This window comes from Nocardioides albus (assembly GCF_014648255.1).
Classification (GTDB): domain Bacteria; phylum Actinomycetota; class Actinomycetes; order Propionibacteriales; family Nocardioidaceae; genus Nocardioides; species Nocardioides albus.
Genome location: NZ_BMQT01000004.1, coordinates 297147 through 320708, shown reverse-complemented (window position 1 = coordinate 320708; position 23562 = coordinate 297147). Strand labels below are relative to the sequence as shown.

The following is a 23562-nucleotide window of genomic DNA, read 5'->3' as shown; positions in this document are numbered from 1 at the left end:
GGCTGTGACATCAGGAGGGCGTCACCGCCCGCCGGCCACCCGCAGCGTCGTCGCGGTGACGTATCCGGCCTTGTCGCTCATCAGCCAGGCGACCGCCTCCGCGACCTCGCCGGGCGAGGATGCCCGGCCGAGCGGGATCTGGGGTGCCATCCGCGCGACTCGGCCGGGGTCGCCGGTGTTGGCGTGCATGTCCGTCTCGGTGAGACCGGGCGCGACCGCGACCACCCGGACCCCCTGGCCCGCGACCTCCAGCCCGAGGCCCTTGGTGAGCGCGTCGATCCCGGCCTTTGCCGCGGCATAGTGGACGTACTCACCCGGGGACCCCAGCGTCGCGGCGCCGGAGGAGATGTTCACGATGACGCCACCGCTGCCGCAGTTCTCGGCGAGCGCCGACACCGCCGCCCGAGCGACCAGCGTGGGACCGACCAGGTTGACGGCGTACGTCTTCCGGATCTCGTCGGCAGGGGTCTCGACCAGGGATGCGTAGCGGTAGGTCGCACCGGCGTTGTTGACCACACCCGTGATCGGGCCGGCGGCCTCGAAGAGCTCGGCGATCCCGGCGTCGGTGGTGATGTCGGCCCGGACGACCTCACAGGAGACCCCGAGGGCCTCGACTGCGTCGCGGGTCGACGTGGCCGCTTCGGCGTCGGACAGGTATCCGAGCACGAGCGAGTGGCCGTCGGCAGCCAGCCGATGAGCGATAGCGGCACCGATTCCGCGGGTGCCTCCGGTGATGAGAGTACGTTTCACACCCGAAGGGTGCCACGCAGCCGCCACGCCACCATCGCCAGTGCCAGGACGCCGGCCAGCGCCCATCCGACGGGGTAGTGGACCGCGGGCTCGTTCCAGCGCTCGTGGAAGTAGACCAGGTGCGAGGAGAGCAGGCCGGCGTCAACCGAGCGGCCCTCCTGGACGAGTACGCCGATGGCCACCAGCACCGTCAACAGGGTCTGCATCGCCCAGCCGAGGATCCAGGCGGGCACCCATGCGACGACATCGACGGCGCGGCGTACCGAGGTCACCAGCACTGTCACCAGCACGACCGCCAGCAGCGCGTCGATGACCGACGACGGCAGCTCGCCGGGGAGCATCCCGTCGAGCCACAGTGGTACGCAGACCGCCGGTGCTGCCAGCATCGGCGCGCGCAGCACGCACGGGCCGAGGCCCGCGGCAAGACCGGCGCCGAGGCCGGCAACCGTCGTGACCGCGGCGACGATGGTCAGATGAGTCGCCATCGACGGGTCGGCCGCCGCCGGACCTGCGGCGAGGGTGAGACCGAGGAAGGCCGCACCCACGACACCTGCTCCCGCGAGCGCGGCACTGAGCAGCCGACGGTCCGGACGCAGCCCGGCCGCGAGCCCACCGAGCGCCGCGGCGAGCAGCGTGAACGAGACCAGCTCGGCGACCATCGGGGCGAGCAGGAGCGGCTGCGGCTGGACGAGCTGCGGGAGGAAACCGAGGCCCCAACCAGCGGCCGCGACCAGCGGAACCATCCACAGACGCGTCCGTTCAGTCATGCCCTCCAGCGTGACAGCCGGAGGGTGAGACCGAGTGGCGACGAGGGGAACACCAACCCAACGTCATGTTTCCCCAACGTTGGTGTCCTTTCGTCACAACGGCTGGATTTCATATTGCCGGGTGCGGGACTGCAATACCTGGGTAGGCTCGGGGTGCAGACACGTACCCCACGCGTGTAAGAAGGTGAGAGCGGCGTGACCAAACGATCCCGAAAGATCTCGGGCAGAAGCATCAGCACCGTGGCGCTGACCAGCCTCGGGCCGAGGGCCGTCGCCGCCGTCGCGCTGACCGCTGCCTTCGCGTTCCTGGCCCCGAACGAGAGCAACCTCGACACCGGTCATCAGCAGCCTGGTCTCCCCGACCCCGGAGTTCTGCAGGACCCGCTGGGCATCTCCGGCGGCCTCGGCGGGGTGAAGAACCTGACCCCGACCGACGCGGTGAAGCTGGCCGCCAACGCCGAGGAGCTGTCGATCCCGCCGGTGGCCCTGGCTGCGTACCAGCGCTCGTCGACCGTGCTCAACGCCGCCGACGGCACCTGCCGCCTCGACTGGGCGCTGGTCGCCGCGATCGGCATGGTCGAGAGCAACCACGGCCGCTTCAGCGGTAGCGCGCTCAACTCGCACGGCCTCGCCATCCCCGCGATCATCGGCCCGCAGCTCAACGGCGCGGGCAACTACGCGGCGATCCGCGACACCGACAACGGTCTCTACGACCACGACACCGTCTACGACCACGCGGTCGGCCCGATGCAGTTCATCCCGTCCACCTGGACCTTCGCGGGCGCCGACGGCGACGGCGACAACCGCCGCGACCCGCAGGACATCGACGACGCCGCCGTCGCCACGGCGGCGTTCCTGTGCGCCGGCACCGACGACGTCAGCACCAGCTCCGGTGCCAACGCCGCCGTCTACCGCTACAACCAGAGCGACACGTACGTCGAGGCCGTGCTGAAGATCGCGGCCCAGTACCGCGCCGGGGAGTTCCCCGGAGCGCCGAGCGTCGACGCCGGGTCCCCCTCTTCGATGAGGCCCAACGCGTCCGCCCTCCCGCGCACCCCGAACACCGTCGCGCCGGCGCCGAAGTCGGAGACCAAGTCCGCCCCCAAGGCCGCTCCTAAGCCTCCGGCGCCTACTCCGACCCCCGCACCTGCTCCGAGCAAGCCCGCGGACGCCGATGACACTGACTCGGACACCGGCACAGACGGGTCGGGAGACGGAACGACGAAGCCGACCCCCACGCCTACACCGACACCGACACCCACCCCGCCCCCCGATGCCGCGACTACTACGACCCTCGCGGAGCCTTGCAAGACGGCAACGATCGCCGTGTATGGAGAGGACTTCGTGACGGCAGGCTCGGCCACCTACGACGCCGTGATCGCCAACTGCATCGCCGAGTTCGAACCTGAGACGACGATGCCAACGGACTTGGCAATCAGGGAACACCTGCGCACCCTCGCCCTCTCGGAAGACCCAGCCTTCAACGACCTTCCAGAGCCGAAGGACGAGGATGCGCAGACTCCACCGGAGGACACTCCGCCGGAGGACACCGCGACCGATGGTGCCGACGAGACGGATCCTGCGACCGCCCCGCCGGCCTCATGATCAGCTGACCTCGATCACCGTCTTACCGAAGTTCTGACCCCGAAGCATCCGGTTGAACGCGGCAGGCGCGTTCTCTAGACCCTTAGTGATGTCCTCGCGGTAGCGGAGCCTGCCGTCGGCCAGCCAGCCGGCAGCTTCGGCGAGGAAGGTCTCCTCGTGGTCACGGACGAACTCGGTCTGGATGAAGCCCCTGATCAGCAGGGACTTGTTGAGCACGTGCCGCATCAGCCCGGGCGCACGGTCGGGCCCCTCGGGCGCGGCGGTGTCGTTGTAGTGGGCGACGATCCCGCAGACCGGCACCCGGGCGAACTTGTTGAGCCGCGGCAGCACCGCGTTCCACACGTGCCCGCCGACGTTCTCGAAGTAGATGTCGATCCCGTCGGGCACGGCCGCCTTCAGCTGGTCCTTGAAGTCGGGCGCGCGGTGGTCGAGCGCGGCGTCGAAGCCGAGCTCGGTCAGGTGCGCGACCTTCTCCGGTCCGCCGGCGATCCCGACAGCACGGCAGCCGAGAATCTTCGCGATCTGCCCGACCGTGGCGCCCACAGGGCCGGTCGCGGCGGCCACCACGACGGTCTCGCCGGGCTTCGGCTGCCCGATCTGCGTCAGCCCCGCGTACGCCGTGAACCCCGGCATCCCCAGGACCCCCAGCGCGGTCGAGACCGGGGCGACGGACGGGTCGAGCCGGCGGGTGTGCGCGGCCGGCGCGACGGAGAACGACTGCCAGCCTCCGTACGCCAGGACCACATCGCCCACGGCACGCGACGGGTCGCGCGACTCCACCACCTCGGCGACCGTCGCGCCGGGCAGCACGTCGCCCAGCGCCGTCGGTGCGGCGTATGACGGCGCGTCGCTCATCCGGCCGCGCATGTAGGGGTCGAGCGAGAGGAACTTCGTACGCAGCAGCACCTCGCCCTCCCCGGGCGTCGGCACCTCGGAGGAGACGATCGAGAAGTCTTCGGCCGCGGGCTCGCCGACCGGGCGGGCGCGGAGCAGGATCTGGGTGTTCGTATCGGTCATCCCGCCATGGTGCCCCATGGGCGGGCAGGCTTGCTTAATCTCAACTAATCTTATTGACTTAGCCCATGAAGCGTCCCGTCGATGTCCACCAGCACCTGTGGCCGCCGGCGCTGGTCGAGGAGCTGCGCCGCCGGAAGCAGGCTCCATGTCTCGACGGCTGGGTGCTCCATCTCGACGGAGAGCCGCCCTACTCCGTCGACCCTGCAGATCACGACCTCACCAGCCGTGCGGCGCGGGAGGACGGCCTCGTACTGCTGTCCCTCTCCAGCCCGCTGGGGATCGAGTCCCTCCCCGCGGACGAGGCACGCCCGCTGCTGGACGCCTGGCACGGCTTCGCCGACGACCTGCCCGCCGAGTACGGGCTGTGGGCAGCGCCGGCGCTCGTCGACCCGGACCTCGACGAGCTCGCGAAGACCCTGGCTCACGACCACGTCCACGGCCTCCAGGTCCCGGCGACGGCGCTGGCGACCCCGGCCGCGCTCGAAACACTCGCTCCGGTGCTCACGACGGCCCAGCAGGCCGGCCTGCCCGTCCTCGTCCACCCGGGCCCCGCGAGCACCGCGGCCAGCCACGCAGGCGCCGTTCCCGGGTGGTGGCCCGCCCTGACCTCGTACGTCGCCCAGCAGAGCGCTGCCTGGCACTCCTGGCACGTCGCCGGCCGGTCACTGCTGCCGACCCTGCGGATCGCGTTCGTAGCCCTGGCCGGTCTGGCGCCACTTCATCACGAGCGCCTCGGGCAGCGCGGCGGTGACCTCGGCGCCGTCGACCGGCATGTCTACTACGAGACCTCGTCCTACGGCACCCAGGCGATCGACGCGATGTCACGCGTCGTCGGTGTCGACCCCCTCGTGAACGGCTCGGACCGCCCGTACGCCGAGCCGACCGATCCCGGCCTCGGCGAGGCCCTGAGCCGGGCGATCTTCGTCGCCAACCCGCACCACCTGCTCACCGGAGGAGACCGATGACGATCACCGAGCCGACCGTGGACACGCTACTGAGCGACGCGGACCTGCCCGATCTACCGGGACGGCAGCTCGCTCCCGGCGAGCTGCGCGCCTGGGTCGACGAGCTCGCCGCACACCCCGAGCGGTGGGCGCACCTGGTCCGCCACGACACCGGCGGGCGCCACTACGCCTCGCTCTACCGCGACAAGGACATCGACGTCTGGCTGCTGTGCTGGAACACGGTCGACGACACCGGCTGGCACGACCACGACATCTCCTCGGGCGCGGTCGCGGTGACCCACGGAGCGGTCTACGAGCAGCAGCCGAGGTTCGGCGGCGAGCCCGTGCAACGGGAGATCGGCTCGGGTCGCAGCTTCGGGTTCGGACCCGACCACATCCACCGGATGAGCGGTGCGGTCGACGGCTCGGTCTCGATCCACGCGTACTCACCGCCGCTGTGGCGGATGGGGCAGTACGCGATCAGCGACGACGGCGTGATGCGCCGCGTCTCGGTCTCCTACGCCGACGAGCTGCGTCCGCTCGAGGACTGAGCCACGCCGCGACATCGCGCCGCCGGGGTCCTGGTTCACCGCCAGGACGGGCCGGATGTGGCAGATTCGCCAACAGAGACCGGGACAGCAGACTCCGTTCGCCTGTGCGCTTAATTCCTTCGGTTCCGTCCAGCGATCTGGCAGGCTGAAGATCTTGCGCAACGGCGTCCGCAGGTGGAGAACGACAGACAGGAGCGGTGGCTGTGATCGAGTTCGAGAGCGTGACCAAGCGCTATCCGGACGGCACCGTTGCGGTGGAAGACCTCTCCTTGAAGGTCGGGACCGGGAAAATCACCGTCTTCGTCGGGCCTTCGGGATGCGGCAAGACGACCGCGCTGCGGATGATCAACCGGATGATCGAGCCGACCTCGGGTCGGGTCCTGATCGACGGCGACGACGTCACCGGCCGCCCTGAGGCGGAGCTGCGACGCGAGATCGGCTACGTGATCCAGGGCGCCGGGCTCTTCCCGCACCGTACGGTCCTGGACAACGTCGCCACGGTCCCGATCCTGCAGGGGGTCACCCGGCGGGACGCACGCACGAGCGCCCTCGGGCTGCTCGAACGCGTCGGGCTCCCGGCCAACCTCGGCGAGCGCTACCCGTCCCAGCTCTCCGGGGGCCAGCAGCAGCGCGTCGGTGTCGCACGCGCCCTCGCGGCCGACCCTCCGGTGCTCCTCATGGACGAACCCTTCTCCGCCGTCGATCCGGTCGTGCGCGACGACCTCCAGCAGGAGCTGCTCAGGCTCCAGAGCGAGCTCGGCAAGACGATCGTCCTGGTCACCCACGACATCGACGAGGCGATCCGGCTCGGGGACGAGGTGGCGGTCTTCGCGCAGGGCGCCCGACTGGCTCAGTTCGCGCCACCGGCCGACCTCCTCGCTGCCCCGGCCGACGACTTCGTCGCCTCGCTCGTGGGTCGTGACCGCGGTTTCCGGGGCCTCGGGTTCGCCGACGGGAGCGAGATCACGCTCAGGTCCATCGACCACGGCGTCGACGGGCTCGCCCTCGAGGTCGACCCCGACGGTCGGCCGCTGGGCTGGCGAGGTGCCGACGGGCTCCTCCCGACCGAGGGAACCTTCCGTGACGGTGCCAACCTGCGTACGGTCACCGACCTGGTCATCCTCTCGCCCGCGGGTGCCGCGGTGCGGGTCGACGCAGAGGGCCGTGCCGACGGACTGGTCCTGCTCGAGGACCTGGCCGGCAGCGTACGTTCCCAGCAGCGGGAGCGGCTCGCCGCGCTGGCCATGGCCGAGGAGGCCCGGTGAGCGAGGTCTGGAGCTACCTCGTCACCAACGGTGACGACGTCCTGACCGCACTCGTCCAGCACATCTGGCTCGCCCTGCTGCCGGTGGCGATCGCGTTCGTCCTCGCGCTGCCGCTGGGTGCCCTGGTCCACCGCTACGGCCCGGTGCGCCACGTGGCGCTCACCGCCGGCAGCGTGATCTACACGGTCCCGTCGCTGGCGCTGCTCCTGCTCCTCCCGGGACTTCTCGGCACCAGCGTCCTCGACCCGATCAACGTGGTCATCGCGCTCACGCTCTACTCGCTCGCGCTACTCGTCCGCACGACCGCGGACGGGCTCGACGCCGTCGACCCGACCGTTCTGCAGGCGGCCTCCGCGATGGGCTATCGGCCCGTACGCCGCTGGTTCACCGTCCAGCTGCCGCTGGCGATGCCGGTGATCCTGACCGGTCTGCGGGTGGCGACCGTGGCCAACGTGAGCATGGTCAGCGTCGCTGCCCTGATCGGCATCGGCGGTCTCGGCCAGCTGTTCACGCGAGGATTCCAGCTCGGCTTCTACCTGCCGCCGATCGTCATCGGGCTGGTCCTCTCGGTCGCGCTCGCGGTCGTCGCCGACCTCCTCATCGTCGCGGTCCAACGCCGGCTGACCCCCTGGGCGAGAGCGGGGGCGCGATGAGTCTCGACTACCTGCTCGACGCCGCGAACTGGTCGCTGACCAACCCTGAGGGGTTTCCCCAGCGCATCCTCGAGCACCTCGGCTACACCGCACTCGCCCTGCTGATCGCTGCCGTGATCGCGTTCCCGATCGGCCTCCTGATCGGCCATACCGGGCGTGGTGCGCTGCTGGCCATCAACCTGGGCAACGCCGGGCGCGCGCTGCCGACCCTGGGCGTCCTCATGCTGGCGCTCGCAGTCGTCGGGATCGGCCTGGTCCCGGTCACGATCGCCCTGGTCGTGCTCGCGATCCCGCCCATCCTCGCCACCACGTACGCCGGGATCCGATCCGTCGCCGACGAGACCGTCGACGCGGCGCGCGGCGTCGGCATGACCGAGCCCCAGATCGCCTGGCGCGTCGAGGTCCCGATCGCGCTGCCGATCATCGTCGGCGGGCTGCGCAACGCCACCCTCCAGGTGATCTCGACCGCGACCATCGCTGCGTACGCCGGTCTCGGCGGCCTCGGCCGCTATCTCTTCGACGGGCTGGCGACGCTCGAGTACGACCAGGTGGTGGCCGGCGCGATCGTGATCGCCGCGCTCGCTGTCGTGGTCGACCTCGCGCTCGCGGGGACACAGCGTCTACTCGTCTCACCGGGCGTCGGCGCCCGCAGCGCCGGCAACCGCCCGACCACCGTCCACCCCGAGCCCAACCCCGAACCCGCAGGCTGAACAGTCCCGCAAACCGAGAGGTATCCCGATGTCCCGCCGAACCCGCACCACTGCGTACCTGTTCGCGACGATCGCCGTGGCAGGCACCCTGACCGCCTGTGGCGGCGACCCGCTCGACTCCGACTCCGGCTCCGGCTCCGAGTCGGACGGCGGCACGATCGTCGTCGGCTCTGCCAACTTCCCGGAGAGCGAGCTGTTGATGGAGATGTACGCCCAGGCTCTCGAGGCCGAGGGCGTCGAGGTCGAGACCAAGCCCAACATCGGCTCGCGCGAGGTCTACATGGAGGCCTTCAAGGGCGGTGACATCGACCTGCTGCCCGAGTACAACGGCGGTCTGCTCTCCTACCTGACCGAGGGCAACATGCCCGAGGGCGTCTCCGCGCCCGAGGACGTCTACACCGCCCTCCAGGACGTTCTCCCGGAAGGCAGCCAGACGCTTCCGCAGTCTGCCGCCGAGGACAAGGACTCGTTGACGGTCACCAAGGAGACGGCCGAGAAGTACTCCCTGACCAGCATCGAGGACCTCGCACCCGTCGCCAAGGACCTCACTCTCGGCGCCAGCCCGGAGTTCAAGAAACGTGCCCAGGGCGTGCCCGGTCTGGAGAAGTCCTACGGCGTCACCTTCAAGGAGCTCACCCCGACCGACCCCGGCGGCCCGCTGACCATCGCGGCGCTGAAGAAGGGTGACGTCGACGTCGCCAACGTCTTCACCACGGACTCGGCGATCCCGACCAACGACTGGGTGGTCCTGGAAGATCCGAAGAACCTCTTCCTCGCCCAGAACGTGGTGCCGCTGATCCGTTCCGAGGTCCTCACCGACGACGCCGAGACCGCCCTCAACTCCGTCTCCGAGGCGCTGACCACCGACAACCTCGCCGACGCGCTCGCCAAGGTGCAGGTCGACAAGGCCGACCCCGCCACAGTCGCCGAGGAGTTCCTGGCCGACAACGGCATCGGGTGAAGGCGCGCGACGGGTCAGCAGTGCGCGGTCCCGTCGCGGCCGTCGAAGTCGACTGCGATGCTGGCTGTGCTCGATCGGCCTATCTGCGTCTGGTGAAACGGATGTCGCCGTTGGGGAGGCGCTCGTGGACGTAGGCGGTGTCGTGGGCGCGGTGGTGGTGATGGGAGCAGAGCAGTGCGGCGTTGTCGATGTCGGTCGCCCCTCCTTGGGCCCAGGCGAGCCAGTGGTGGGCCTCAGCCCAGGTTCCGGGTATGTCACACCCTTCGGCCTCGCACGTCGCCGAGCGTAGGAGCAGGGCGCGGCGCTGGGCGGCGGTGAAGAAGCGTTGCATCCGGCCAAGATCGAGGACCTCGGAGGCGCCGCCGAGGACGGCGGGGATGATGTTGGCGGTGCAGGCCAGCCGTCGGGCTTCGGCTGCGGTGATCGGGCTGCCGCCCACGATCTGGCCGATCCCGGCCTCGGTGCGGAGCTGGTCGAGGTCGATGGTCACGATCATGGTGGTGGCCTCCCCGCCATGGATCGGCAACCGGGCAGGGTCCAGGGTCTCGAGCAGCTGGCAGAACGCGCGACCCAGCCGTCGGTCGTAGGGGAGGTAGTCTCCGGTCTCGGTCCGGGTCCCGTCATCGCGCCGGGGTGAGGCGAAGGCTTCCAGGTTGGTCGCGAGCCGGTCCGCGGCCGCGTCCGGGACGACCGCCGAGATCCGGGTGGTGCCGTCCCCGAGACGCCGCATGGTCAGCCGGGTCTTCTTCCGCGCGTGGGCCTCCTCGGCCGCAAGCCGTTTGGCCTCTTCGGCCTCAGCGATCTCGGGGGCGATCACGTCCAGGATCCGGCGACCGAGGCGCCGCAGCCGGGCCGGGCCGAGCTCGGTGGCATAGCCGACCAGGGCCTCTTCAGCCTTCGCGCGAACCTCGCGGTCGAGATCGGCCGGCAGTTCGTCGAGGGCAGCGACGATCACGGTGGCTTGGGCTGGGTTGCATTCACCTGCGCGCATCGCTGCCGCAACCAGGTGGTAGGTCCGATCCAACGCTGTTGCGAGCCGTAGGTCGGCGCGCAGGTCCTCGGGGCGTTGGTGGGTGTGGTGATGCAACCAGGCCGCCACGTCCCGCGCGCCATCGTCGGCGACAACGTCCTCAGCGGCAGCGATCACCCGTAGCTCGAGCTCAGCCAACTGGGCCTTCGCCCGGGCGATCTCAAGAAGAGCCGCGGCCTTCTGGTCGGTGGCCATGAACGTAGGGTTCGCGTCCGCTACCTGCCCCAGCGCGGCGGTGATCGCGACCACAGTGCCCAGCACAGGATGCTGTGGCTGCTGCAGTGTGGTCATCGATGGTCACCTCCCGACGTACGAACTCTTCACACCCGCACACGCGGATGCGTTCTGGTTCGCTGGTCCCGGAGGCCCGCCACACACGGGCTATTACTTACCCTCACAGCTCGGCGGTCACGCCCCTGGATCCCCTGGATTACTCCCCGTCCGTTGTGTCTCGGACGATAGGAGCACGCCTCAGTTCGAGGTGGTCGGCCATCACGTTTACGCCTGCGCTGAGAATATCATGCACAGCAGACTGAATCTAGCGAAATCGATCGAAAACCCGGTCAGGGACAGGTATCCCAGCGAAAACCAGATCGCTGCTGGAAGCCCGCAAGACAGCCACATGGCACCCAGCCCAGGCACCCTGTCTTTCAATCTCCCAACCCAGACAACGTATTGGCCCCACCCGTGCTGGAACCCAGACACGAGACCAACGGACACACATCCAGCCGACCCACACGGCAGGCGGCAGCGAGCGGCGCCCCCAGCCCCTCCCAGCCCCCTCACACGCACCCACAACCCCGATCCGCGCCGAGTCGGCTCGTCCTGACGGGCCACTCGACGCACATCCTCTACACACGGCCGGGTGGCCTCATCGGCCTGTGCCATGTCCTGCACGCAGGTAGGGTCGACTGACATGACGAGCACCAGCAAGAACCTCACCGTCGACGTCATCATCATCGGCGCCGGCCCGACCGGGGAGAACGTCGCCGACCGCGCGGTGCAGGGCGGTCTGACCGCAGCCATCGTCGAGAGCGAGCTGGTCGGCGGCGAGTGCTCCTACTGGGCATGCATGCCGACGAAGGCACTGCTTCGGGACGCTGCTGCGCTGCGTGCCGCCAAGGCGCTACCGGCCGCCGGCGGTGCGGTCACGGGCACGCTCGACCCTGCGGCCGTGTTCGCCCGACGCGACCAGTTCACGTCCAGCTGGAAGGATGCCGGCCAGGTCGAGTGGCTGACCGGCGCCGGGATCACACTCGTCCGCGGGCATGGGCGGATCACCGGCCCCCGCGCCGTCACGGTCACCGCCTCCGACGGCACGACCACGGACCTTCAGGCACGCCATGCCGTGGTCGTCGCCACCGGCAGCTCTGCCCTCGTCCCGCCGATCCCGGGGCTGGCAGATGCCTCGCCCTGGACGAACCGCGAGGCCGCTGCCGCCACGTCCGTCCCTGGTCGCCTGGCGATCATCGGCGGCGGTGTCGTCGGCGTCGAGATGGCGACCGCGTTCAGCGCTCTCGGGTCGCAGGTCACCCTCGTCTCGCGCACCCGGCTCCTGCCGAGCGTCGAGGAGTTCGCAGGCGAGCAGGTAGCCGATGCGCTGCGGACGTACGGAGTCACGCTTCATCTGGACCTCGACGCAGCCGAAGCCCGCCGCGACGACGCCGGCGAGGTGCACCTGACGCTCTCCAACGGCACCGAGGTGACCGCGGACGAGGTGCTCGTCGCCACCGGCCGCACCCCGAACACCAAGGATCTCGGCCTGGAGCACGTCGGTCTCGAGCCCGGCAGCTGGTTGAAGGTCGATGACGCCCTGGCCGTGGTCGACGACAGCGGTCAGCTCGAGGACGGGTGGCTCTACGCAGCCGGCGACGTCAACCACCGAGCGCTGCTGACCCATCACGGGAAATACCAGGCCCGTGCCCTTGGCGACCTGATCGCGGCACGGGCCAGCGGCCAGGAACCCGACCTGAGCGCCTGGGGGCGGCACGCCGCCACCGCCGACGAGCGCGCCGTCACCCAGGTGATCTTCACCGATCCCGAGGTCGTCGCCGTGGGCCACTCCGCCGCGTCGGCCGAGAAGGCCGGCATCGAGGTCGGTGTGGTCGACTACGACCTCGGCTCGGTCGCGGGCGCATCGCTACATGCGGACGGTTACCGCGGCCAGGCGCGGATGGTCATCGACGAGCAGCGCAAGGTCCTCGTCGGCTTCACCGCCGTCGGACCCGACATCTCCGAGCTCCTGCACGCGGCCACGATCGCGATCGTCGGCGAGGTCCCGTTGGACCGCCTCTGGCACGCCGTCCCCGCCTACCCGACCATCAGCGAGATCTGGCTCCGCCTGCTGGAGAGCGCCGGCCGGGACCGATAGAGCGGGCGATCAGTCCCCAGGAACCACGCCGAGCGGAAACGTGACGATCCCATCGTCGTCGCTCACCAGATAGGCGCCAGGGGTGAACGCGGCACCGCCGAAGGTGACGACTACATCGCGGTGCCCGACACCCTCCTTGCGGCTGCGCCGTGGGTTGCTGCCGAGGGCCTTCACTCCGATGGGCAGATCGGCGAGCGCGGCGGTGTCACGGACGGCTCCGTTGACCACGATGCCGGCCCAGCCGTTCCTCGCGGCGAGCGCAGCCATGTTGTCGCCGAGCATCGCGACACGCATCGAGCCATCGGTGTCGACCACGATCACCTGGCCCTCACCCGGCTCGGCGACGATCTTCTTGAGCTCGAGGTTGTCCTCGAACGCGCGGAAGGTGACGATCGGCCCCTCGAAGTGGCGTACGCCGCCGAGCTGGCGTAGCTGCAGGTCGCAGGATTCCAGCGATTCCTGGTGGATGTCGTAGAGGTCGGAGGTTCCGAGGCGATCGGTCATGAAGGGTTCTCCTCAGCTTGGCGAAGGGTCTCTCGAAGCACGAAGGGCAACAGACCGCCGCAGCGGTAGTAGGTCTGCTCCCGGGCTGTGTCGAGTCGGACCGTGGCGGCGAAGGTCGTGGTCCGCCCACCCACCGGGTCGACGGCGGTCACCCTCACGGTGTCGGGTGACGTCGCCCGGCCGGCGAGCCCCTCGACGGAGAAGATCTCGGTGCCGTCGAGTCCGAGCGAGTCGGCGGACTCCCCAGGCAGGAACTGGAGCGGCAGGATGCCCATGCCGACCAGGTTGGAGCGGTGGATCCGCTCGAATGACTCAGCGAGCACGAACCGCACTCCCAGCAGCGATGTCACCTTGGCGGCCCAGTCCCGCGAGGAACCGGTGCCGTATTCCTTGCCGGCCAGCACGAGAAGCGGGGTGCTGTTGCAGGCGTACCGGTCGGCGACGACATGCACCTCGTCGACGATCGGCTCGGCGTCGGTGAAGCCGAGCGTGCGGCCCCCCGGTCCGCCCGGGACGAGACGGTTGCCAAGGCGCGGGTTGGAGAAGCCGCCAAGGCGCATCACCTGCCAGTTTCCGCGTCGCGAGGCGTAGCTGTTCAGGTCTCGGGGTTCGACGCCACGCTCCTGCAGGTGGCGCCCGGCCGGGCTCTGCGCGGGGATCCGACCGGCAGGGCAGATGTGGTCGGTGGTGACCGAGTCCCCGACGTACTCGAGCACCCGCGCACCATCGATATCCACGAAAGGCGGCGGTTCGGCTCCTGTCACCTCCGCCAGGACACCGTCCAAGAACGGCGGACGGCGCAGATACGTGGACTCGTCGTCCCACGGAAAGGTCGCTTCCGTCGGCGCATCGAGTGCCTGCCAGTTCTCGTCGCCTCCGAAGATCTTCTCGTAGACATCGGAGTACAGGTCCGGCGAGTTGGCTTTGTCGACCGTCGCAGCGATCTCGACGTCGCTGGGCCAGATGTCGGCCAGATGCACCGGCTGCCCCTCACGGTCGACTCCCAGTGGCTTCCGGGTCAGATCCAGCTCGACCGTCCCGGCCAAAGCGTACGCGACCACGAGCGGCGGCGAGGCGAGGTAGTTGAGCGACACCTCGTTGTGGATGCGGCCGTCGAAGTTGCGGTTGCCGGACAGTACCGAGGCCACGACCAAGCCCTCGGTCTCCACCCGCTCGGCGAGTATCGGCAGGAGATCACCCGAGTTGCCGATGCAGGTCATGCAGCCATAGCCGACGACCGAGAATCCGAGCTTGTCCAGGTAAGGCGCCAGCCCAGCCCGTTCCAGATAGCCGGTCACCGCCTTCGAACCCGGCGCCAGGCTCGTCTTGACCCACGGCTTGGCGACCAGGCCGCGCTCGACGGCATTGCGTGCGAGGAGGCCGGCGGCCACCATCACAGCCGGGTTCGAGGTATTGGTGCACGAGGTGATCGAGGCGATCGCGACCGCGCCATCCGTCGGACCGGTGGTCGAGACCGTTCGTCTGCGACCGAGGCCCTCCAGTGCCCGCGCGAGCGACGCCGGGGCCCGGTCGAGGTCGACCCGGTCCTGGGGCCGGCGAGGCCCCGCGAGACTCGGCCGGATCTCGTCCAGATCGACCCGGATCTGCTCGTCGAAGAGCGGCACCACCGACGGGTCGTGCCAGAGACCCTGCATCTTGGCGTACGCCTCGACCACTGCCACGTGCTCGGCAGATCGCCCGGTCAGGAGCAGGTAGTCGAGCGTTAGACCGTCGATCGGGAAGACCGCAGCTGTCGAACCGAACTCCGGACTCATGTTGGCGATGGTGCACCTTGTCGCGATGCTCGTCGCGGCTGCACCCTCGCCGAAGAACTCGATGAACTTGCCCACCACGCCGTGGCGGCGCAGCCTCTCGGTCAGGGTGAGGACCAGGTCGGTCGCAGTGACCCCCGGCCGGAGCTGACCGACCAGCTCGACGCCCACGACTGGCGGGATCAGCATCGAGACCGGCTGGCCGAGCATCGCCGCCTCGGCCTCGATGCCTCCGACGCCCCAGGCGAGCACCGAGAGCCCGTTGACCATGGTGGTGTGCGAGTCGGTGCCGGCGACCGTATCGGGAAAGGCGACGCCGTCGCGGACGGTGATCACGTCCGCCAGGAACTCGACGTTGATCTGGTGCATGATCCCCGCGCCAGGCGGGACCACCTCCAGCCCGGCGAACGCGTGCTTCCCCCACTTGAGGAAGCGATAGCGCTCGGTGTTCCGCTCGTACTCGCGTCGTACGTTGAGCTGGGGCGCGTCGGGACGAGCGAAGTAGTCGGTCACCACCGAGTGATCGACGGTGAGGTGTGCGGGGACGACCGTGTCGAGCGACTCTGCCGCATGGCCCTTCGAGACGACCGCGTCCCGAAGGGCCGCCAGGTCGGTCAGGACCGGGACTCCGTTGGTGTCGTGCAGGAACACCCGGCTGGGATGGAAGGCGATGTCATGCGGACGCCGAGATCGGTCGACGACCGCGCGGATGTCGTCGCTGGTGACGGTCTCGCCATCCTCATGACGCAGCAGGTTCTCCAGCACGATCTTGTGGCAGAACGGCAGTCTTTCCGCTCCCGGGACCGCATCGAGCCTGCGCACTCCCACCCGTCCACCGGCTGTGTCGAGCCACCCGCCGCTGTCGAAGCTGTCCATCTGATCCCTTCCTGATTGAACCTATAGGCTACAGGATGTCACCTGTCCGTACAATCCAGTAACCTGACGTCGTGGAGTCATTGAGCTCGGGCCCCGCTCGGCCGTTTCAGAGCAAGAGCGAGTACGCCTACGAGGAGATCAAGCGCCGGATCCTGTCCGAAGAGCTCCGCCCCGGTGCTGTCGTCAGCCAGGAGCGCATCGCTGCCGAGATCGGTCTGAGCACGACGCCGCTGCGCGAGGCACTCAAGCGCCTGGCGACCGAGGGAATGGTCAACCTCTCCTCCCATCGGGACGCCCGGGTCGTCGAGCTGACCGCCGAAGAGGCTCGCAGCCTCTACGAGGTGCGCGCCAGCGTCGACCCGCTGGCGGCCTCCCTTGCGGCGCAACGGCGCACCGACGGCGAGGCGAGCCGGATCGAGGCCGCCCTCGCCGCCTTGGAGCCATTGTCCGGTCACGCAAGCATGGAGAGCCTGGTCGCCCATCGCGCATTCCATCGCGCCATCTATCGCGCCTCCCACAACGAGCCGCTCATCGGCGTGCTCGAGGGGCTGTGGGACAAGGCCGACCGCTATCGGCAGGTGGGTCTGCGCGCTCAGGCCGACAGCCGCTCGGACATCGAGCGGGTCCGCGCCGAGCACCAGGCGCTGGCCGCCGCCGTGCTCGACCAGGACGCCGACCGGGCCGAGCAGGTCATGCGCGATCACATCAGTGGCAGCCTGGGCCGGCGAGCCATCGAAGCGCTCGGGGAGACTTCGAAGAGCTGACGGCCCAGGCCACAAGCTGGTCACACGTCGCGCGCTGCTCGCGCTCGCAGGCCTCGGTAGGCGACGAAGACCAGCACCAGCACCAGCGCCGCATAGATCGTCACCGAGATCCCGCTGTCGACGAGGACGCCGTAGTCACCGCCCGAGGAGAGCAGGGCGTTACGCAGACTAGTCTCGGCCAGCGGGCCGAGGACGACACCGATCATGATCGGCGCAAGCGGGAAGTCGTACCGCCTGAGCAGGAACCCGAGGAACCCGATGCCGAGCACGAGGATCAAGTCTGTGACCGCTGCCGAGGTGGCGTAGACACCCAGCCCGCAGAAGACCGCGATCCCTGCGTACAGGTAGTGCCTCGGGATCTTGGTCAGCTTGGCCCAGAGCGGGGCGAAGGGCAGGTTGAGGACGAGAAGCACGACCAGGCCGATGAAGAGGCTGGCGATCAGGGTCCACACCAGGTCGGCGCTGCGGGTGAAGAGCAGCGGGCCCGGCTGGAGCCCGTACTGCCGGAACGCAGCCAGCATGATCGCCGCTGTCGCGGAGGTCGGCAGGCCCATCGCGAGGAGCGCCCCGATGGCGGTGCCCGCGGTGGCGTTGCCCGCCGCCTCAGGAGCAGCCAGACCGCGGATGGCTCCCTTGCCGAACTGAGGGTGCTTGCGTCGGCGGTCGAGGGCGCGCTCACCGCCGTACGCCAGGAACGTCGGGATCTCGGCTCCACCGACCGGGATGACGCCGAACGGCGCGCCGATGAGGGCTCCACGTCCCCAGGCCGGCGCCGCCTCACGCACCTCGGCGCGGGAAAGGTAGGGCCGTCCGGTGATCTTGTGAAGCCTTCCAGGCCGCGTTCGCCGCACTCGGGAGGCGACGTGGAAGACCTCGCCCAGCGCGAGCACACCGACCGTGATGACGATGATGCTGATGCCGTCGAAGAGCTGCGGTGCACCGAAGGTGAAGCGCTGGGCGCCTGAGATGCCGTCGATCCCGATCACAGCGAAGGTCAGACCGAAGACCAGGCTGGCGAGCCCCTTGGCGAGCGAGGTGCTGACGACCGTCGCGGTTGCGACGAAGGCGAGAACCGAGAGGGCCAGATACTCGGGCGGCCCGAAGTTGACCGCAAGATCGGCGAGCTTCGGGGCAAAGAGCACGACGATCACGGAGGCCAGCAGACCGCCGACGAAGGCACCGATGGCGGCCGTCGCGAGCGCCTGGGGACCGCGACCGGTCAGCGTCATCCGGTGACCCTCGAAGGTCGAGGCGATCGCGGTCGACCCACCTGGTGTGTTCACCAGGATCGCCATCGTGGAGTCACCGAAGAGACCACCGAAGTAGACCCCCGCAAACATGATGAACGCCGCGGTCGGGTCGAGCGTGAACGTCACCGGGAGCAGCAGTGCGACGGCCATCGAGGATCCCAGGCCAGGAAGTACACCGACCGCGGTCCCGAGGAACGCCCCGATGAACACCCAGAGCAAGTTCATCGGGGTGAGCGCGTCGGCGAGTCCACCGGCGAGCAGGTTGAGTGATTCCATCAGAGCACTCCGTCCAGGATGCCGGCGGGAAGGTGGAGTCCGAGGCCCGCAGAGAATGCGACCTGGACCGCGCAGGAGAGCACCAGCGCCACCGCCACGTCTTTGAGCGGCGATCCCGAGCCCATGGCCCACGCGATCACCCAGAACATCAGTGCAGCCGCAAGGATCCATCCGATCGGGTCGAGGAGGAGCGCGAAGGCGAGGAACCCGGCCATCGTCAGGCCCAGGGTCCGCCAGTCGGTGAACGACTTGTGGCGTACGCCCTCTGGCTCTTCGATCGTCTCGACACCATCGGTATCGGCAGGTGCCTCAGGCCGACGTACGTAGTGAACCGTGAGCATGACGGCCAGCGCATAGCAGGCGACCGCCAAGATGATCGGGAAGAACTTGGGCCCTGGCGGCTCCGCCCCGTCGGGAACGGTCATCGTGATGATGCCGACGGTGAGGTAGATCGCGAAAGCGAGGATCAGACCGGCGAGGACCAGCCCGCTTCGCCCGGTGCCCCAGTGCGAGGGCGCTGGAGCGACAGTTGCTTGGCTCATGCGTCGGCCCCCGAAGCCTTGACCGACAGCACCGGGACGTCCGCGCCCAAGATGATGCTCTGGGCCTGTGAACCCAGGATGAGCTTGCCGACAGGACTGCGTCGACGGATGCCCACGACGATCAGAGCCACGTCGATCTCGCGGGCCGTGTCGAGCAGGTCCTCGACCGGAGCCGGGGCCGTGTGGGCGGGGCCGAGCCAGCGCTCGCCTTTCTGCGCATCTTCCGGCAGGGCGATCCGACGGTCCGCCGACTTGCTCGGGCTCTCCAGGTCGAAGACGACGACGGGCGCCTGCAAGCGATCGGCTGCGTCCCGCGCCTTCTCCAGTGCGACCATGCCCTCGTCCGTGTGGCTGTACGCGACCATGACGGTCATCAGGTGTCTCCTTGCTTCGTAAGAGAATGAGGGCTCAGTAGCCCAGGTCGGTCCAGATCTGATTGACCGTCTCGGTCTGCTGCGCGAGGTTCGTCTGGAACTCCTCGCCGACCATGAAGGTGTCGGTCCACTGGTTTCGCTCGAGGGTCTCGTCCCAGGCGGGTGACTCAACGACCTCGGTGACGATCTGCTCCAGCTCGCGACGTGTGGCGTCGCTGATGCCTGGCGGCGCGACGATCCCCCGCCAGTTCGTCAGGACGACGTTGTAGCCCTCTTCCTTGAGCGTGGGGACGTCGATGAACTCGACCGGCTCCGCCGCGGACACGGCCAGGGCCTTGAGGCGCCCTGCCTCGACCTGGTCGGCGAAGTCTGCCCAGCCGCTTACCGACGCCTTGATCGTGCCCGACAGCAGCGACGTGGCGAGCTCGCCACCGCCGGAATAGGCGATGTAGTTGACGTCGAGGGGATCGATGCCGGCTGCCTGCCCGAGCTGGGCGATGATCATCTGGTCGACGCTGCCGAGCGAGCCGCCACCGAAAGCGAAGTCGTTCGGATCCGCCGCCCAGTCCTTGACCAGGTCATCGACCGAGTCGTAGGGCGAGTCAGCCGGCACCACCAGGACGTCGTAGTCGTCGGTCAGCCGGGCGATCGGGGTGACGTCGTCGAGCGTACGGGTCGAGCTGTTGACCCTGATCGCGCCGAGCATCGTGATCCCCATCATCATGAGGGTCTGGCTCTCCCCGTCCATCTGGGCAACCTCATTGAGCCCGATCACCCCGCCGGCACCGGGGATGTTGAGAACCTGGGTGTTGTTGACGATCCCTTCCGACCGCGTGACCTGCTGGATCTCGCGGGCCGCACCGTCCCATCCGCCACCCGCCGACGCGGGCGCGATCAGCGTGAGTTGAGAGCGGGCTGTGGCGCCGCTGCTTCCTGACGCGGCATCCCAGACGCCCGCAGCCACCAGCACGAGACCGACTGCTCCGGCCACGATCTTGACCACGCGCGGGGTATCCCGGACGGAACGTTCCTCTGATGGATCGGTCGCGGGATCGCTCGGATTATCGGTCGGCATGGGTACTCCTCATCGATCGCTCCACATAGCCTATAGGTTGTATAGTGATGGCGATCACGTCCCAAGGTCAAGTGCACCTCGAGCGGCCAGGATTCAACGGCCCGCCCACTGAACGACGTGGCGACAGACCGACGGAAGGTCGGCGTACGCGTCAGGTACCGGCAGTCAGCCCTGCTGGCGCAGGTAGCGCCCGAAGTGGGGGACGGTGAACGCGATCCGGCCGCGTTCACCGGAGTAGATGAGGCCCTTCTTCATCAATGCGTCCCGCGCGGGCGAGAGCGACTGCGGCTTCTTGTTGAGGAACGCGGCGACGTCGGCGGTGGCGACGGTGCCGATGTCGTCGGCGCCGAGCTCGACGGCGGCGTCGGCCATCGCGCGCAGATAGTCCCGCTCGGCGGGGGTGGCGCGCTCGTAGCGGGAGCCGAAGAAGCCGACCGCCAGCTCGCGCTCGGCCTCGGGAGCGGCGACCTTCACGTCCTCCTCGGTGATCGGGGAGCGCGGCGCCTGGTCCCACACGGTCTTGCCGTAGGCCTGGATGAAGTAGGGGTAGCCGCCGGTGGCGGCGTACATCTCGTCCAGGGCGGCGGGCTCGAACTCGGCCTCCTCCTCGCCCGCGGGAGCGGCGAGGGCGCGGTCGGCAGCCTCCCGCTCGAGACGGTCGATGCGCTGATAGGAGAAGAGCCGCTCGGAGTAGGACTTGCTCGCCGAGAGCACGGCCGGCAGATGCGGCAGGCCGGCGCCGACGACGATCACCGGGAGCCCCGACTGGCTGATCTCGTGACAGGCCGCGCACATCGCCGAGATGTCGTCGGGGCCGAGGTCCTGCATCTCGTCGATGAAGACCCCGACTCCCTTGCCGACGTCTGCAGCGAGTCCACCGACGTCGGTGAGCAGCTCGACCAGGTCGATCTCGATGTCTCCGGAGTCCGCACGTCCCCGAACCGCCGGCGCCTCGATACCCGGCGACCACTGCTCGCGCAGCTTGGCGTTGGGCCCGGCCTCCCGCTGAGCGAACGAACGGATCACACCGAGCACGTGGTCGACGTCGTCGGCGCTCGGATGCCCCAGCTCGCGTACGGCCTGGTGCAGCGCGCTCGACAACGGGCGGCGCAGCGACTGGTCGGGACGCGCCTCCATCTTCCCGGTGCCCCAGCCCTTACGGACGGCCGCGGACCGCAGGGTGTTGAGCAGCACCGTCTTGCCGACGCCACGGAGCCCGGTGAGCACCAGCGACCGCTCCGGACGACCCCGCGCCACCCGCTCCAGCACGACGTCGAACTGCCCGAGCTGCTCGTTCCGGCCAGCGAGCTCGGGGGGCCGTTGGCCCGCTCCGGGAGCGTACGGATTGCGGATGGGGTCCATGATCAGACGATATCCACATCTATAGGACACGTCTTAGATTTCGCTAGCGAGCCACATCTTTCACGAGCGTAGGTCTCTATCTGCCTTTCTAGGATTCATCCTAGAAAGGCGCAGACTCTCCGATCGATCGCTACCCTCGAACGTGTGTTCGATGATAGCGGGATTTCCATCCCCTTCGCAAGCGTGACGATCTAGACTCGCGAACATGCCGGAACTCCCCGAGGTGGAAGCGCTCGCCGAGGACCTGCGCGGGCGCCTCGACGGCCGCGCGATCACGAAGGTGCACGTCGCGCAGTTCAGCGCCCTGAAGACGTACGATCCGCCGCTGTCCGCGGTCGAGGGCACGCTGGTCGACAACGTGACCCGCCACGGCAAGTTCATCGACATCGAGGCCAGCGGGGTCCATCTCGTGCTGCATCTGGCCCGTGGCGGGTGGATCCGGTGGCGCGACGAGCTCCCGGCGACACCACCGCGCCCGGGCTCCAAGAGCGGCCTCGCGATCCGGGTCGTCCTCGACGACGACACCGGGCTGGACATCACCGAGGGCGGCACCAAGAAGCGCCTGGCGCTCTACGTCGTCCACGACCCGCAGGACGTCCCGGGGGTCGCCTCGCTGGGCCCCGACCCGCTCGCCTACGACTTCACCCTCGCCCGCTTCCGCGAGATCCTCGCCGGCCAGGGCCGCAAGCAGATCAAGGGCGTCCTGCGGATGCAGTCGATCATCGCCGGCATCGGCAACGCCTACTCCGACGAGATCCTGTGGGCGGCCAAGATGTCGCCGTTCAAGCCGGCCGAGATGACCGACGAGGAGTCGGAGAGTCTCTACACAGCCCTCCGCGCCACCCTGAAGGACGCCGTCGAGCGCGACTCCGGACTGGCGATGAGCGAGCTCAAGGGCGAGAAGAAGACCAACCTCGCCGTGCACGGCAAGGCGGGAAAGAAGTGCCCGACCTGCGGCGACACGATCCTCGAGGTCAGCTTCGCCGACTCGAGCCTCCAATACTGCCCCCGGTGTCAGACCGGCGGGAAGCCACTGGCCGATCGCCGGATGTCCAGGCTCCTCAAGTAGTCTTGACAGGTGACCATCCCCACCGTCGAGATCACCGGAGTGCCGGATCCTCTGCCCGTGGCCGTCCTCGATGTCCGCGAGGACGACGAGTGGGCCGCGGGGCACATCGAGGGTGCGACCCACATCCCGCTCCAGGAGCTCCCGGTGCGCCTCGGCGACCTCCCCGAGGGCCAGACCCTGGTGGTCTGCAAGGTCGGCGGACGCAGCGCCCAGGCGGTCAACTACCTCGCCCAGCAGGGCTTCGAGGTCGTCAACCTCGCCGGCGGCATGCTCGACTGGGCCGCCGCCGGGCGGCCGATGGTCAGCGAGACCGGCTCCGAGGCGTACGTCCTCTAGAGCAGCTGGTTCGACGGACCGCCGAACACCTCCGGGAGCGGCAGTCTGAGCGCCTTCTCCAGGCGGTCGAGATAGTCGTTGCGAGCCATCTCGACGACGCCGAGCGAGGCGAGATGGTCGGTGCGCCACTGCACGTCCAGGATCCGCTGGTCGATCGAGCCCGCCTCGCGGAGCGCGGAGACCAGACCGACCAGGGCCACCTTCGACGCGTCGCGGACGCGGTGGAACATCGACTCCCCGGCGAAGAGCCCGCCGATGGCGACTCCATAGAGCCCGCCGACCAGACGGTCGTCCTGCCAGGCCTCGACCGAGTGCGCCCAGCCCAGCCGATGCAGGTTCCCGTACGCCCGGCGGATCCGCTTGTCGATCCAGCCGTGCGGCCGGCGCGGGTCGGCACACGAGGCCACCACCTCGTCGAAGCTGGTGTCGACCCGGATCTCGAAGTCCCGCACCGACCGACGCAGGGACCGCGAGACCACGAGCCCGTCCAAGGGGAGTACGCCACGCCTCACCGGGGAGAACCACATCATCGGATCTCGGGGGGACTCCCCGGGCATGGGGAAGATCCCGTGACGGTAGGCAGCCAGCAGGGTGCCTGGCGCGACGTCCGCGCCCATCCCCACCAGATCGTCCAGGTCAGCCCCATCACCGGCGCCCTCTCCTGGGTCCCGAAGGTCCGCAAAAGCCCACGGCGACGGCTCCGGTTCGATCGGACCCCGAAGATTCGCCACGACGAAA

The 23562-nt window shown here is 69.0% G+C and carries 23 protein-coding genes; 11 read left to right on the top strand and 12 right to left on the bottom strand.

Features of this window, described 5'->3' with window-relative positions:
* Positions 1 to 21: 21 nt before the first annotated feature.
* Positions 22 to 750, bottom strand: a complete 729-nt coding sequence (locus IEY84_RS10390) for an SDR family oxidoreductase (protein WP_183542762.1) — start codon at positions 748 to 750, stop codon at positions 22 to 24.
* On the bottom strand, positions 747 to 1517 hold the full coding sequence (locus IEY84_RS10385) for a hypothetical protein (protein WP_183542760.1): 771 nt from the start codon (positions 1515 to 1517) through the stop codon (positions 747 to 749). Before IEY84_RS10385 ends, IEY84_RS10390 begins: the two co-directional genes overlap by 4 nt.
* A 195-nt stretch (positions 1518 to 1712) precedes the next feature.
* Here IEY84_RS10385 and IEY84_RS26910 point away from each other — a divergent pair, with 195 nt between their 5' ends.
* Positions 1713 to 3122, top strand: coding sequence for a lytic transglycosylase domain-containing protein (locus tag IEY84_RS26910; RefSeq protein ID WP_183542758.1), 1410 nt, complete (start codon positions 1713 to 1715; stop codon positions 3120 to 3122).
* On the opposite strand, the gene curA is transcribed toward IEY84_RS26910, so the two are convergent.
* Positions 3123 to 4139, bottom strand: a complete 1017-nt coding sequence (gene curA / locus IEY84_RS10375; RefSeq protein ID WP_183542755.1) for an NADPH-dependent curcumin/dihydrocurcumin reductase — start codon at positions 4137 to 4139, stop codon at positions 3123 to 3125.
* Positions 4140 to 4204: 65 nt separating this feature from the next.
* Here curA and IEY84_RS10370 point away from each other — a divergent pair, with 65 nt between their 5' ends.
* The 6 genes from IEY84_RS10370 to IEY84_RS10345 all read left to right on the top strand — a co-directional run bounded on the left by IEY84_RS10370 (position 4205) and on the right by IEY84_RS10345 (position 9223).
* Positions 4205 to 5104: an amidohydrolase family protein gene (locus IEY84_RS10370; RefSeq protein ID WP_183542753.1), complete on the top strand. Its 900-nt coding sequence runs from the start codon at positions 4205 to 4207 to the stop codon at positions 5102 to 5104.
* A complete protein-coding gene (locus IEY84_RS10365) occupies positions 5101 to 5634 on the top strand; it encodes a cysteine dioxygenase (RefSeq protein WP_183542751.1) in 534 nt (177 codons plus the stop codon). Before IEY84_RS10370 ends, IEY84_RS10365 begins: the two co-directional genes overlap by 4 nt.
* Positions 5635 to 5837: 203 nt before the next feature.
* Positions 5838 to 6899, top strand: a complete 1062-nt coding sequence (locus tag IEY84_RS10360) for an ABC transporter ATP-binding protein (RefSeq protein WP_183542749.1) — start codon at positions 5838 to 5840, stop codon at positions 6897 to 6899.
* Positions 6896 to 7552 carry an ABC transporter permease gene (locus tag IEY84_RS10355; protein WP_183542747.1) on the top strand — a complete coding sequence of 219 codons (657 nt, stop codon included), beginning with the start codon at positions 6896 to 6898 and terminating at the stop codon, positions 7550 to 7552. Before IEY84_RS10360 ends, IEY84_RS10355 begins: the two co-directional genes overlap by 4 nt.
* Entirely contained in the window at positions 7549 to 8262 is a 714-nt protein-coding gene (locus tag IEY84_RS10350; protein ID WP_183542745.1) for an ABC transporter permease, read from the top strand. Before IEY84_RS10355 ends, IEY84_RS10350 begins: the two co-directional genes overlap by 4 nt.
* A 28-nt stretch (positions 8263 to 8290) precedes the next feature.
* Entirely contained in the window at positions 8291 to 9223 is a 933-nt protein-coding gene (locus IEY84_RS10345) for an ABC transporter substrate-binding protein (RefSeq protein WP_183542744.1), read from the top strand.
* A 79-nt stretch (positions 9224 to 9302) separates the two neighbouring features.
* Here IEY84_RS10345 and IEY84_RS10340 read toward each other — a convergent pair whose 3' ends face one another.
* Positions 9303 to 10544 carry an HNH endonuclease signature motif containing protein gene (locus tag IEY84_RS10340; protein WP_183542742.1) on the bottom strand — a complete coding sequence of 414 codons (1242 nt, stop codon included), beginning with the start codon at positions 10542 to 10544 and terminating at the stop codon, positions 9303 to 9305.
* Between the two features lie 625 nt (positions 10545 to 11169).
* Between IEY84_RS10340 and IEY84_RS10335 the strand changes: the two genes are divergently transcribed.
* Positions 11170 to 12624, top strand: a complete 1455-nt coding sequence (locus tag IEY84_RS10335) for a dihydrolipoyl dehydrogenase family protein (RefSeq protein WP_183542740.1) — start codon at positions 11170 to 11172, stop codon at positions 12622 to 12624.
* Between the two features lie 9 nt (positions 12625 to 12633).
* Here the strand turns inward: IEY84_RS10335 and rraA are convergent, their stop codons facing one another.
* Together rraA and acnA are read right to left on the bottom strand one after the other, a co-directional pair.
* Positions 12634 to 13128 (bottom strand): ribonuclease E activity regulator RraA, encoded by a 495-nt coding sequence (gene rraA / locus IEY84_RS10330; protein ID WP_183542738.1) that lies wholly within the window; start codon positions 13126 to 13128, stop codon positions 12634 to 12636.
* Positions 13125 to 15776 (bottom strand): aconitate hydratase AcnA, encoded by a 2652-nt coding sequence (gene acnA / locus IEY84_RS10325; RefSeq protein ID WP_183542736.1) that lies wholly within the window; start codon positions 15774 to 15776, stop codon positions 13125 to 13127. The genes rraA and acnA overlap by 4 nt, the downstream gene beginning before the upstream one ends.
* A gap of 71 nt (positions 15777 to 15847) precedes the next feature.
* On the opposite strand from acnA, the gene IEY84_RS10320 reads away from it, so the two are divergent.
* A complete protein-coding gene (locus tag IEY84_RS10320) occupies positions 15848 to 16540 on the top strand; it encodes a GntR family transcriptional regulator (RefSeq protein ID WP_221208542.1) in 693 nt (230 codons plus the stop codon).
* 20 nt (positions 16541 to 16560) lie between these two features.
* Here IEY84_RS10320 and IEY84_RS10315 read toward each other — a convergent pair whose 3' ends face one another.
* The 5 genes from IEY84_RS10315 to IEY84_RS10295 form a co-directional block, all read right to left on the bottom strand.
* Positions 16561 to 18066, bottom strand: coding sequence for a tripartite tricarboxylate transporter permease (locus IEY84_RS10315; RefSeq protein WP_183542734.1), 1506 nt, complete (start codon positions 18064 to 18066; stop codon positions 16561 to 16563).
* Complete coding sequence (locus IEY84_RS10310) at positions 18066 to 18608, bottom strand: tripartite tricarboxylate transporter TctB family protein (RefSeq protein WP_183542732.1); 543 nt, start codon at positions 18606 to 18608, stop codon at positions 18066 to 18068. The genes IEY84_RS10315 and IEY84_RS10310 overlap by 1 nt, the downstream gene beginning before the upstream one ends.
* A complete protein-coding gene (locus tag IEY84_RS10305; RefSeq protein ID WP_183542730.1) occupies positions 18605 to 18982 on the bottom strand; it encodes a universal stress protein in 378 nt (125 codons plus the stop codon). The genes IEY84_RS10310 and IEY84_RS10305 overlap by 4 nt, the downstream gene beginning before the upstream one ends.
* 34 nt (positions 18983 to 19016) lie before the next feature.
* Complete coding sequence (locus IEY84_RS10300; protein WP_221208541.1) at positions 19017 to 19985, bottom strand: Bug family tripartite tricarboxylate transporter substrate binding protein; 969 nt, start codon at positions 19983 to 19985, stop codon at positions 19017 to 19019.
* 237 nt (positions 19986 to 20222) lie between these two features.
* Positions 20223 to 21419: an ATP-binding protein gene (locus IEY84_RS10295; protein ID WP_183542726.1), complete on the bottom strand. Its 1197-nt coding sequence runs from the start codon at positions 21417 to 21419 to the stop codon at positions 20223 to 20225.
* A gap of 205 nt (positions 21420 to 21624) precedes the next feature.
* Between IEY84_RS10295 and IEY84_RS10290 the strand changes: the two genes are divergently transcribed.
* Positions 21625 to 22488: an Fpg/Nei family DNA glycosylase gene (locus IEY84_RS10290; RefSeq protein WP_183542725.1), complete on the top strand. Its 864-nt coding sequence runs from the start codon at positions 21625 to 21627 to the stop codon at positions 22486 to 22488.
* Positions 22489 to 22497: 9 nt separating this feature from the next.
* Positions 22498 to 22824 carry a rhodanese-like domain-containing protein gene (locus tag IEY84_RS10285; protein WP_183542723.1) on the top strand — a complete coding sequence of 109 codons (327 nt, stop codon included), beginning with the start codon at positions 22498 to 22500 and terminating at the stop codon, positions 22822 to 22824.
* Here the strand turns inward: IEY84_RS10285 and aat are convergent.
* Positions 22821 to 23555 carry a leucyl/phenylalanyl-tRNA--protein transferase gene (gene aat / locus IEY84_RS10280; protein WP_183542721.1) on the bottom strand — a complete coding sequence of 245 codons (735 nt, stop codon included), beginning with the start codon at positions 23553 to 23555 and terminating at the stop codon, positions 22821 to 22823. The two genes, IEY84_RS10285 and aat, sit on opposite strands and share 4 nt — an antisense overlap.
* Between the last annotated feature and the right edge of the window lie 7 nt (positions 23556 to 23562).